Source organism: Thermonema rossianum DSM 10300, assembly GCF_000426825.1.
GTDB classification, from domain to species: Bacteria; Bacteroidota; Bacteroidia; order Cytophagales; family Thermonemataceae; genus Thermonema; species Thermonema rossianum.
Genome location: NZ_AUGC01000022.1, coordinates 1 through 13,604 on the forward strand (window position 1 = coordinate 1; position 13,604 = coordinate 13,604).

General features: G+C 48.9%; 3 protein-coding genes. All 3 read right to left on the reverse strand.

Features of this window, described 5'->3' with window-relative positions; genetic code table 11:
• Positions 1–192: 192 nt before the first annotated feature.
• The 3 genes from K384_RS11605 to K384_RS11615 all read right to left on the reverse strand — a co-directional run bounded on the left by K384_RS11605 (position 193) and on the right by K384_RS11615 (position 13,575).
• Entirely contained in the window at positions 193–2,676 is a 2,484-nt protein-coding gene (locus K384_RS11605; protein ID WP_038032604.1) for a DNA gyrase/topoisomerase IV subunit A, read from the reverse strand.
• 111 nt (positions 2,677–2,787) lie between these two features.
• On the reverse strand, positions 2,788–6,501 hold the full coding sequence (locus K384_RS11610) for a T9SS C-terminal target domain-containing protein (RefSeq protein WP_038032600.1): 3,714 nt from the start codon (positions 6,499–6,501) through the stop codon (positions 2,788–2,790).
• Positions 6,502–6,654: 153 nt separating this feature from the next.
• Positions 6,655–13,575: a T9SS type A sorting domain-containing protein gene (locus tag K384_RS11615; protein ID WP_211245252.1), complete on the reverse strand. Its 6,921-nt coding sequence runs from the start codon at positions 13,573–13,575 to the stop codon at positions 6,655–6,657.
• Positions 13,576–13,604: the final 29 nt, after the last annotated feature.

Sequence of the window (13,604 nt, forward strand, 5' to 3'; positions counted from 1 at the left end):
GTTCTGCAGGATTCGAACCTGCGACCCCCTGCTTGTAAGGCAGGTGCTCTGAACCAACTGAGCTAAGAACCCTTTTGCTCAAATGCTGATGCAAATATAGAGCAGTGTATCATATCATGCAAATATTTCTTTAAAAAAATTTGGGCAGGCATGACTAACACCTGCCCATTTTTTTGATTCACAAAGCGTTAGTTATTCTTCCTCTTCACTTACTTCTTGCCGTACTTCTTTTACCTCAAGGATATCTTGTACCGGGAAAGGCTCACCTACTACTCTGTAGCTCTTCGGCTCGCATATTTCATCCAGTTCAAAGACAAAAGTTTTGGTCTTTTTATCCTTTCCCTTATAAGTAACTTCTGCCGATATCGAAGGCGAAAGGCTTGCAAAAATCAATTCATGCCCCTCGCCATCGGGCAAGAACGAAAAGCGGCGCTCAAGCGTAGAGGTTTCTATGCCAAAGCGCTTGATAAGATACTCCTTGCGCTTGGCGTGGTAATAAATGGCTGTGACAGTTGTTTGCTCATTGAAGGGTGCAATGACCAGCAAACTGCGCTCATCGTAGCGGCGCTTGTCTTCTTCTATGGTTCTCACTTCATAGGTACCGTCTTGATACACCGCTATCAGCTGGGCATCTTGCGGCAGTTTACCCAGGTATTGCCCGCGTCCATCCATGTTTACCTCGCCGGTCAGCGGGTCATACCAATATTCAGGATCACCCAGTGTGGATACTCCCTCCGATATTTTGGTTATTTTTTTCACGGGGTATTTGGTCAATATGTTGCCTTTGCTGTTTCTGCCTTTGATAGCAAGCCCGGCAAAGTCAAACTCAAAGATTTTATTTTTTGCACGGCAGCTCTGTGTGAGTTGCACCTTTACGCGCTCTGCCTCTCCGTTGGGATTGGCCGTAAAGTACAGCACTTTGGAGCCGGGTGTTCCTTGGGTAAGGTCGTATTCGCGATCGCGTGTAACAGCCAACACCTGAAAACGCTTGGCATAGGAAGTACCACTTTTGCCGTCGCGGTAAATCAGGTTATAAACCATGCGCTTATCGCCTTTTCGAAATACCGCCACATGAAGAATATCTTTCCCTACAAATACCTTCTCGCCTATTTTGGTTACCAGACACTTGCCATCTTTCCGGAAAACAATAATATCGTCAATGTCGGAGCAGTCGCAAACATATTCGTCCTTTTTCAGCCCGTAGCCAATAAATCCTTCTTGGCGGTTTACATATAGCTTTTGGTTGTTGGCTACTACTTCGGTGGCTTTTATTTCACCAAAAACAGTGATTTGTGTTTTTCGCTCCTGCCCTTTGCCGTAGGTTTTCAAAAGGCTTTTGAAGTAATTGACGGCATAGCGAGTCAAATGGGCAAGATTGTCCTCTACTTCCTCAAGCTCTTTTCGATAAGCGCGCAATTGTTCATCGGCTTTGTCGAGGTCATATTTAGAAATGCGCTTGATTTTAATTTCCGTCAGGCGCACAATATCCTCATCGGTAATCTCGCGGTAAAACTCTTTGGCATAGGGCTTCAGTCCTTTTCGAATGGTTTCAATGACCGCTTCCCACGTTTCGGCGTTTTCTATTTTCCGGTAAATACGGTTTTCAATAAAAATGCGCTCAAGAGAGGCAAAAAGAATTTTTTCTTGAAGGCGTTGCTTTGCCAACTCCAGCTCGCGACGCAACAGCTCTTTGGTGCGCTCGGTGGAAAGGCGCAGGATGTCCGAAACACTTAAATTCACCGGCTTGCCTTCGTGCAACACCCAATAGTTGGGATAGAGCGTCTTTTCACAATCGGTGAAGGCATACAAAGCATCCATGGTTACTTCCGGCGATACTTCACCGGTAAGCTTCACCAGGATTTCAACCTCTTCGGCTGTATTGTCTATGATTTGCTTGATTTTGATTTTCCCTTTGTCATTGGCTTTCAGGATGGAATCTATCAAGCGGCCGGTAGTAACGCCATAGGGGACACTGCGGATAGCCAGCGTTTTCTTATCTACAATTTCGATATCGGCACGCAAGCGAATACGGTCGCCCTTGCCTTCGCCCGTGTATTGGGAAACGTCCATCAAACCACCGGTGGGAAAATCGGGGTAAAGTACCGGCTTCTTTCCTTTCAGCACATCGATAGAAGCTTCTATCAACTCACAAAAATTGTGGGGCAGTATGGTGGTAGAAAGCCCTACGGCAATGCCTTCGACCCCCAAAAAAAGAATAAGCGGAAATTTCACCGGCAAGGTTACGGGTTCTTTTTTCCGCCCGTCGTAAGAGAGTTGCCACTCGGTCAACTCAGCATTAAACAATACTTCTTTGGCAAAAGGCGTCAGGCGTGCTTCGATATAGCGCGCTGCGGCAGCGCTGTCGCCGGTGCGTATGTCTCCCCAGTTCCCTTGTGTATCGATAAGCAAGCCCTTTTGTCCCAAGTTTACCAGTGCCTCGTAAATAGAAGCATCGCCATGGGGGTGATACTGCATGGCTTGCCCCACGATATTGGCTACTTTGTGGTAACGTCCGTCATCCATCTGCTTCATGGCATGCAGAATGCGCCTTTGCACCGGCTTGAGCCCATCTTCGAGTGCCGGCACAGCCCGCTCCAATATCACATAAGAGGCATAATCCAAAAACCAATTTTCATATAAGCCTGCTACAGGCACTACGTCTTTTTCTGTATTCATAATAGCTGTTTCTTTCTATGGTATTCCGTGTAAAATTATAGGCATTCTCCCTAAAAATCAAAAGGAGCACGACCAAAGCCATGCTCCTGGTGCTGCAATGTATGGGTTGGGTCAGCGCAAAATCATAAGTGTTCCGGAGGTTTTACCATTGAGCGTAATAGGATCACCATTGACTTTTTTAGCCTTCAGTTCCCAGATATATACCCCTCCGGGTAGTTCTTGTCCGTCGAGGCTTCTGCCATCCCAACCGGTATTCATTAAATCATCGACTCTGTTGGTTTCATAAACCAGCTGCCCGAAGCGGTTAAACACCCGGAAGCTAAGCTCTGCCACACCAAAACCAAAGAATTTAAACGTATCGTTTACGCCATCGCCATTGGGCGAGAAAGCGTTGGGCAAGAAATAATCTTCTATCGCTATTACTTCAAAAGTGGTCTGCACCTGACAGCCTTCTGCATATTTCACAGTAACGGTGTAAGTAGTAGTACCGGGATTCACAGCTGTCAGCACCACACTTTGTGCCGTGGGGTTGTCTATGCCTTCGGAAGGCTCCCAGCTCACCTGCTCAAGTCCATAGCCTCCGTTGATTTGCAGTTGCAGATTCACCGTATTTCCCAAGAACAACTCAATAGGTGCAGTTACAGGCTGCCCCCCTTCGCTCAACACGGCAAGAGAAGGCGGTGTTGCCGGGTTCAGCAAACGTATGGACGGTGACGTAACAGTAAAACACAAATCCTGGGCTACATAGCGGTAATACCTTTCATTTGGCTCTACCGGCGCTGCTGCCGTATAAGAAGCGGCGGTAGCACCGGGAATGTCGCTCCAGTTAACACCGTCGTTGCTTTGCTGCCAACGATAGGTGAATCCGGGATCATTGATGCTTGCCTCCAACTTCACACTCGCCCCCTCACATATATACACCGTTTGATTGCTTTCATCATAAAAAGCGGAAGTGGTAGTGATGGTTGGGTTTTGTGGCCCTACTGAGGGGCAACTGTATGCCAAGACGAAATAGGCATTGCCACTGCCTATGGTTTGATGCGCTCCCTTGACAGAGCCTTCCGGATAAGTGTTGGTTGTTGCCGGCAAAAGTGCTTCATAGGTTCCCAAAAGTCCGGGCGCTTGCGCCGCTACCAAATACAAATGGTTTGAAGCATTGACACCATCTCCATTACCAAAAAATATTTCCACCTCCCCATTGGTAGTAATGCTACCGGAAACAGTTTCTACTTTCCAGTAGCGGTTGCCTATGATGCCATTCACGCTGCTTCCCTTGCTTACCCCACTCAAATCAGTGGTTTGTGTTTCGGCAAACAAGACCGCATCTCCATCTATGCCGGTAAATATAATGCCCCGGTACTGATTTTGCCCCGCCTCGCCTATAGGGAAGTGCACAGTGGTGGGACCACTACCCATGCTTAAATCCCAGTGAACAGGAGCACGCACATAGGAACCATTATTACCCCCATTGACTACTGTATTGCGCAGCAAAACGAAATCATAAGTACTGCGCACATAGCCCGCTGTAAGTGTAAGCGACTGATCGATAGTCAGTTTTCCTTCCAGAATCAACTCCTTTCCGGGGGCATTAATATCAATGCCTGCGGCGGTAAAGTCCCCGTTTCCGTTGGGTCGTAGTGTGGCTCCCTTATTCACCACAATGACATTAGGATAGCTGCCCGGCAGAAACTTCACCACACCGCCATCTTGCAAATGTGCAATTGGACGGCTCAAATCAGGTGTCGTCGTATAGGGTAGATAAAAACTATTTGTAGTGGCGTACAATACATTGTTTTCAAAGTAACAATGGCCTGTGTTATACACATCAATGCCGTCTATGATTTTATCGACAAGTGCATATTTTTCTGCTTCCGACATGGCCGAAGGCAGCTTGCCGGCGAACACGTTGCTGCTTATGTCTATATCTGCGTCCACCTCTTTACCGGAAGCACCGTCCATATAAATATAGTATTCCAAATTAGCGGCAAAAGAGTTGTCTTGCACACGTATGCTTGCATATACAGGCGTGGCTTGCCCACTCACTCCTTTATTTGAATTATAAATGGCAACTCCACGTCCCACACCGGCGGCCGAAGTAGCGCCGAAAGAGCAATTGGCAATCAGCACACTGTTTTGCTCTAAATTAGCAGATGCGTCCTCGGAGTCTATGATGATATGAGTGAAATCACTGACACCATTATTTACCTGTAACTGCAAATTACTGATTTCAACTTGATTGCTACCTTTTACTTTTATGGCAGTATTGGCTACCATAGTCAGTCGCATGATAATATTGCGGACTGTTACCGAATCGGAAGTTATTTCCAACAAAGGACCTGCATGAGAGGTGCTGGTCAGTGTTGTGGTACCGGCGTCATTTACCAAGCCGTCTAAAATCATTGGCCGGTTTATTGTGGCGGCACCGGGCTTGTCAAATACTCCCGAGGGGGGATACTCCGCATCGAAGAGATACAGTATCCAGCGACTCAGGGGGTCTGCCGGCGTGGCATCAATAGCTTCCTGCAAGGTGTTTGCCGAAGAAGAATAAGATATTTGGCGACTGCTTTGATAGCCATAGGCAGGTAAATCTTGATCTTCACTGGCACCAACAAGGAAGAAATAGGTAATGGTTTTTAATGCACTACGGGCAGCTGTACTTCCTGCAACAATATCATTTTTTTCTGATGATGACCCTACCTTTTTCAATCCCCAGTTATTGGCATTGGCGTCGATGCTTCCGGTAGGGCTTCCTGTGCCTACATCCACCAATGGATTGCTGCCTTGCATAAAATTTTCACGAAAGAGAATGTAATTGTGCGTATAGCTGCTATAAGCATCCGGAATTAGAATTAGCGGTATGTTGGCGGAACCTTTCAGAAAGATATTATTCTCAAACGAGCAGCTGCCTGCCAGTTCAGAAGCATAAATTCTGATTAGCCCTTCTTCCTGTTGGCTATCAGAAACCAATTCGCTAAACTCATTGCGTTCTATGCGCAGGTTGCTGCTATTGCCTTCAATACTTAAACCAAAAAAGGAGACATCTGAATCAGTAGCGGGCGTTGGGTTGCCCCTAAAATCTGCCTCGGGGCATCCCTGGTTACTTGCCCATTGGGCGCCTTTGTTTATCACGTTTTCCTCAAACAAAACATCGGTCACATTTATCAAACGAAAAGCACCGTTGGCTTTCCATACGTAGTTTCTGCGCATGTGCACCCCATTTACCTCTTGCACCACAATGCCTTCGGCATCCATCGTAAAGCCGTCTTTATGACCAATGCGGTTTTCTTCAAGAAGCCAGTTGGTACGCGTGCCGGTACCGGTACGCTCTATAGCCCTTTGAGTGCTTGCCGGCGTAATCATGCAATATTTGATGGTAATCCCCGAAGCATCGACCTGTATATTTCCGTTCAGAATTTCGAAGCCATTCACCACCACCCCATCGGTTGTAATCACAAGATTGATTCCGTCCAGGATAGACTCCGGTAGGGTCGATGTATCGCCACAGCTTTCTTCACCTAATGCAGTTCTGTCGGAAGTAGGCAGGTTGGGTGTCACATCTGCCTGTGCCCCTTTTAAGGTCAGTTGTTTATTCAGTGTAATGGTGGCACTTTCACCAAGTGAGGTGTTGTATGTGCCCGCAGCTACTTCCACAATATCGCCACTCTGCGCCTGTGATACCGCATAAGTAATGGTCTTGCAGGGACTTCCGGAAGAAGAACAATCGCCGGTATCTGTGCCTCCGCTTGCATCCACATAACGAGTAGTTTGCGCTTGCACGACGGCAGCAAACAGCGTAAGCAAGCAAATAAAAAATATTTTTTTCATAACGCTAAGACTTTGCATCATTGGTAAATACACCAAGTATTTCAAAATGTAATCAAAAAAAACAGGAATGCTTATTATTTCATACGAAAAAAGAGAGGCATCCGGTTTAGGGATACCCCTCTTTTTTATTGTTTCATTGTTTGAGGGCACATCTTACAGTACTACCCAGCGAATAAACTGCCAGCCTGCCTGCGTGCGTAAACGCACCACATACACTCCTTCCGGCAAACGGCGATTCAAGTCTATTTTCAAGGTGGTCATAGAAGAGGGGGCAAGCACCCGGGCAGCCACCATGTTCCCTTTCATATCGACTACCTGCCACTCGTGCAGTTCCACACCATAGGGCACTTCAAGATAGAACGACTGCCCGTCTTGTGCCGGGTTGGGATACAAGCTTACCTTGCCTACCTCATAGCTGTTGCTTTGTTTCACCTCTATGGCCACCCATTTCGAATAGGTGGTACGCCCGCCCTTATCTTTCTGACGCAGGCGGTAGTACACCACGCCTTTTGGCGGGTAGTTGTCCCAGTATTCGTAAGCGGTTACGGTATTTCCTTCAGGACCTTTGGCTTCCACCCAGCCTATTTCTTCTATCTGCTTGGTATCGAGGCTGCGCTCGATGGTGAAGCCTGCATTGTCCTGCTCGTAAACCGTTATCCAGCTCAGCTGCACCCTGCCTTCTACCGCTTTGGCTTCTAAGTTGAGAATTTCTACCGGTAGTGGAATAAAATGCCAACCGAAAGTAACTTGCCCGTTGCCCAGGGTCGTAATGTTGCCGGACACGATTTGCGTGTTGGGGTTAGACAGCGCCGGCAAACCTCCCAGGTCTCTCCACAATCCGCCTTCATCAGGTACTTGGCCGCGACGTACTTGCCGATCGAGTGCCGCGCTGGGTGCCCCACGGGAAGCCAAGCCTTGGCTTAACTCGTAATTGTCGAAGTCTTGCAGCAGGTGGATATCTTCCAACAAGCTTAAGTTATTGGCAGCACTCACCAAGTAGGTATTGCCATTTACAACAATGGGGAAGTTGGAAGTTTCGTCATCGCCACGGAACGGCAGTTCCAAAGAGGCAGATTGCATGTCTGCTGCGTCATTGGGGGCATTAGGGAACTCTATGTTTTTCACTACCCAGTAACGGTCTTGCGATATCATGTTGATACGACTGGTTGAGGGATAGAGTGCCCGCACGTTGGAGGGGTTCCAGTTTTCAGGATTGGCATTGAATTGTTCTACTGTAAAGGTTGTGGGCACCTGTTTGTCGAGCTGCATATTGAGCGCCACCCCATCAGTAGCGGTGCCCGGATACTTGCCTTTCCCTATCGGGAAGCTCAACCGCACAAAAGATGTATTACTGGAGAAAATACGCCCGGCGGGTCCTTCTACAAAAGCACTGCTCAAAGGTGCGTTCGGATCGCGGCGCCATTGTGCTTTTTCCGATATAATCAACTCTTTACCGGCAGCGGAAATAATCTTACCATTCATCAGATAAAGCTCGCCACCAAGCACCGTGCCGGTAATAGGACCTATAACCACCCGGCTGTTCAGCGTCAGGTTGGTAGCAGAAGGTGTAAAAATACCTGCAGAGGTCACGTCTTCTTTTGCCATGATGAGTTTCCAGAAGGTTTCATAAGCGGCACCGCCTGTTTTGGTAAGTGTCTGCGGCTTATTACCGGAAAATACTACCTCGCCTTGGCGCGGCACAAAAGTGCCGTTGTCTATCCAGTTCCCCTGAATATCGATACGGTTATTGGCAATGCTGGCATCCAAGGTGGCACCTGCTGCAATGGTTAAATTATTTTCCACAAACAGGGTGGAGTTCAGCTCGCTGATGCCTGAGCGGAATTCCACATTGTAGAAAGGATTATTGAATACGCCATAAGTACCTGCCGGGTGATTGGCACCACCATTAATCACCCTTGAGCCGCTACCGCCGTCAAATATCACCGTGCCATTACCATGCACAAAAGTGCCTTGTACACTCCAGCTCCCCCCTACCGTAATGGTATTGGAAGCGTTGAGAACTTCTATATGGCTATTTTGCTGTACAGAGAAGTCTCCGGTTACTTGCAGATTTCCTCCATTCAGACGCAGGTATATATCATCAATAGCACCATTGGGATCATTGGTCGCGTTGATTGTCAAACTTGCGCACTGGGCCGTTCCTGAAGTGATTTCTACTACAAAAGGACGGCTACCGGATGCATAGGCCGGGTCAAGGTTGGGCGCTGTGTAGTCAATAACTACCTCTTCGGTAGGAAGCGGCAGTACGTCGCCTTCCCAGTTTAGAGAGTTGCTCCACAAGTTATCTGTAGTAGGCACTCCTGCATTGCTGCGACCATCCCACCGTTTGATGTTTTCAATCCAACGTACATTACCATTTCCGCCAAAACAGCCTCCTACATCGCGATCATCGTCATAAGCTTCGCCACGGAAAGCACCTGTTGCCAAGCGAAAGACCACCTGGTTGGATGCACAGCTTGAAGGACTGCGCCGCACATTATAGCCCCCGGAAATGGGCAATGCAAAGTTGGTTCTGTAGATATCGCTTGTTGAGTAAGCTCTCGGCAAGTTTAAATACACAGCATTGGCAGCCTGCATGCCATTGGTGAAGATGCCATCACTGAAACTACCAATGCCGGCAGCCGGGTCTATGCTTGCCCCTCTGCCCGCACTGCCGGTGCTTCCTAAGATACCACTACCGTCCTCCCCTGCGCCATCACCGCTCAGGGTGCCGGATAGGTCCACCCCACGCTCATCCATAAACTCAAACAGGAAGTAGCGGGCGCTTATTTCACCTTCTACCAAGAAGCGGTAATGGTCAGAAGTACCCTGACGGCTAATTTTTACATACTGCGAAGAGGTGCCCAGAGCTTCCAAATAGCCTCCCTCTTCAATCAACAAGGTGCGCGTAGGATTATCAGCTTGAATGGGCGATGGCCATATATTATTGCGCTTGTCCACATAAAACGGATAGGCCGGGTTGGGGTCCATCAGCAGCTCGGCACCGGGATTCAGGTCCAATACGCCTCCTTTCTCCACCCGTACTCCGGCCAAGCGCAATTTCACATTGGCACCGGGCAAAGTACTCAACTTTCGATTTGCCATCACGGTAGTATGCCCCAAGGCAATCAGTTCATCCTGCACCTCATATTCCACCATAGAAGTCACTTTACCGGAACGAATGGGGTGCCCCGTGGGATAATCATCCGGATCAGCATCCTTCATATAGCAGCTTACCCTCGTGTAGTCAACAAAGAAACCGATATATACGGCGGGGAAGGGCTCGCCATTGGTTTTGATAATGCGCTTGGCCGTACTGTTCGGATGGAAGTTGATGCGCCCGGTACCCGGGTTTATCTTGCCTCCATTATTGATCCAGTTGCCACGCACTGTCACGGGGCTATCGTTGAAGGTAAAACTTCCGCCGTTGAGCGTTACATTGCCATTCACCAATAGCGGCGTAGTAGAAAGCATACGGAACTCGCCACCGTTGATGGTCAAATTGCCCAGTATGTGGAAGCGTGCCCGCTCCGAGAAGGTTAAGCCTTGTATGCGTACCACCCCGCCGGGTTTGTCCAAACGCACATTTTGCACCTCATTCCTACGCACCCTCACCTGCTGTTCTCCTACACCGTTGAATACCAATGTAGAGGTGGGGTCCATCACTATATTGGGCATGGTAGCCAACGAACCGGTAGTAACATGACTATTGGCATCATCACTTGTATTACAATACCATACAGGTGGCGAAATATTTTGATTCCAGCTTGCCAGGTTATCGAGTGCCAGCAGGTTGGTACCTATACGCACCTCTGCATTGGCGCCCATCACCAATTGCCCATTGGCACGTACCTGCAGGTCGCCCCCTACGGTGAATATGCGGCCTGCCGGCACGGTAAGCACCTTATTGGTACCGGTTCCCGCATCGCGCCCTCTGACAGATGAATTAGTTGTATTCATGGATGGAATCAAATCCTCCCTTGCCAGCATCTGTCCAAAGATACCGGCAGTACCGGAAGCAGAAGCATCCTTTGCATCATAAATGCGCTGTCTGTCACGCAGCACTCCCGCATTCACCACCACGGTCCCATAGATCTCTACATCTGCATCTACCGTCGGGTTGGAATTTGCCGTACGTGTAATCATCACGTCGAACATCTTCAGCGTATCGGCAGGTATTTCGCCGCCGGGGTCATTGCCTACCCATACCGTAGGCTTGTCTTTTTTAGGCAAACCATTAGGCAAGGTAGTTTGCCCGGGATATATCTGGAAGGGGTTATAGTATTCGTCGTTTCGCAAGGACCAGTTTTTGGGATTGGTCCAGGCGGTGGGATCGCCGCTGTGAGCTTCATTTATGTTTACAGGTCCCACATTGGGGTTGACGGAGCCGGGTCCTTCGCCATTGGTCCGACGCTTTGGATTGGGACCTCCCGTTCCCCAAGAGTTACCAACCCAGTAAATCTTCACGTAGTTTTCCCAAATTATCTGGTCATAGAAGGGGTTTACGTTGTCGTCGTTCAAGCCACCGTCGTATTGCTCACCCAAGCCGCCACCTATTGCGCCCGAGGAGCTCTTCATGGTAATCACATTCATTTGCAGGTTACCATAGCCGATAACATCGGCAGCAGGGTCACCGGTTAGCGATGAGTCGAAGTAATAGCGCGCATTGGCTACTACGTTCTTCGAATAAGAACCACTATTGGCAGCAAAGCTGGCATTGTAAATGATGAGGGCTTGCCCTGTATTGATGGTCAAGCAGGCTGCGCTGGTTCCCCCACTGCCAAAAGAGCAATGACTGAAGTTGTGCGGTACACTCCCCCATTGCAGGTCCGGGGAGGTGTTACCCAAAGGATTCACCATGGCTCCCATCATGACTTTTAAACCTCCGCGGCTTTCCTGCCAGCCATGCCCGGAGCCGGGTCCTCCTTCATACTCCCAAGAAGGCAGGTCATAGTTAGGCGATTGAGTAATGGAGTTGTCGCCCAACCAGTTTCGCGCAGAATAGCTGCCATAGCGGCTATCGCTGGAAGCAGACATAAAGGTGAATTCGGTGTGAATGGCTTCAATCGCTCCGCCATTATATACGCAAATGCGGTAATACTGCCCGGGTGTACCTTCACGCGTAACGGTGGCAGGGCTTGCAGCTGTTCCCAGCGCCCGGAAGAAACCACCCTTACGCACCCGCAAAAAAGAGCCACGCTCTTCACCACCGGTGTTCATGAACAAACGGCTTCCGGCAGTAAGCATAAAGCGGCCATACACATCTATCACATCATCAAGTGAGTAGTACTCCTCCATCAATTTATTATAAGGGATGCCTGTATTGCCCTCTACCCCTTTGGCTGCATAATCGGCATAATAAAGCGTATAGCCGTTGGTAATGAAAGTACCACGCAGTATTTTAAAGTTGCCATGAATGCGCAGGTTGTTTGACATGGTTACCGTCGTGGCATTGGGGTCAGCAGCAGAGGTTGTTTTCACGATATACACATTGGGCAAAGAAAGCCCACGTCCTCCGTTGAGGTTGTTACACAAGTCAGGCAGGTCGGGTACGTTTCCGGTAATGGTTGCCGGGTTTCCTCCAAAAAACACGATGGTTGGAATCTCATAGTTCTGTCTTGGTTCCTGTCCTGACACATAGTTCACAATGCTCGGTGCAGAGCAGTTGGTACGTACGCCCATCGGGTATCGGGTCGAAAGCCCCAAATATAAGCCACGTGGTGGACCGGGATTGGCAGGGTAAGAAGTACCGGGTATAGACTGCGCGTTGGAAGGCAAGGTATTGTTTTTATCGTCCAAGTTTTTGCCTACATACAAGGCAATAGTGATGAAATTGGTCCGGTTGGTTTCGGTGCTACCGGGCTCGTTGGTACCCAAGTCCAAGCAGGCGTCGTCTTCAATAATGACGTCTTCCTGCACAATAATGTCGCCGGCCGGGTAGGAGACCGTCTCACCGGTGCTTGCGCCCATAGCCAAAGCAGAAATGGGGTCTGTGCTGATGTCTATGGCTCCGCCCGAACTATTATTCCTGTTTAAAGGATGCCCTACCGAAGCCACGATGGGAATGGTATTGGTAGCATCGGTAACATTATTGGCACGGAAAGTGCCGGACAGGATATGAAAGTTTTTGTTTATTCGCAACGGATTGCTGCCAACATTGCTTACAATACGGTAAGCATCGGTTTTGTTTATCAGCAGATAGTCGAAAACGGTATTGACAGATACATTGATGGTACAGTTGGTAGTACTGCCTACGAAATATACTTGTGAGTCTCCCACCGGGCGAATAAACGGATCGGCGGCTGTTGACAAGCTACTATCCCAGTTCTGTAAAATATTCAATACTGTGGGCGATGCAGATGCCCGGATGGCTCCATTCCCGGCAGTATATACCACACTGCCGTTAATAGCGTGTGGGCTGGTTGTTTGAATATCCAAAATGCCGGCATCAATAACCAGGTTTTTCTGTGCCGTTGCCTCACCGATGGTCACGGGCACGTCCCAACGCACATTCTTGCGAATAGACACTGCTGCCCGTATGTTCACCGCCGGGCCACTGACCACGCTTGTGGAGGTGCCGCCCTGAAAACGTACCGGTGCAAATTCCCCACTTGTGGAGTTGTCGCCTATAATGTACCCACCTGTTTGGGTGTAGTTGCCCTGCAGTTCCAGACGTACAGGTGCATTTCCTGGCGCAGGCGACAGTAATGTGAAACTGCCACTTTCTACGATTGTGTTGCCCTGCACTTGCAGCACCCTGCCTAATGCACCTCCAAAAGCAGAGTTTCCATTGCGCACGCGCAAATTGGCCACGGGCAGGTATCCGAAACCGTCTGCAACAAGCGTACCGCTTTCCATAATTAACTCATTGCTTACCAATAGGTCCGTGGAGCCCCAGCTTAGCTCAACCGTACGGCTTCCTTTATTTACTATCAGGTTATAAAAGTAATTGTTGTAAGGGTTAAATATAGATATGTTATACAATGGGAAGTCGCTCCCCTTCAATGCCACCGTGCCGGTACCTGCCTGGAATCGACTACTACCGGTAGCATTATCTGTCCAGTTGCCATACACCTCTAAGGTAAAGGTGTTTAAGCTGAAAG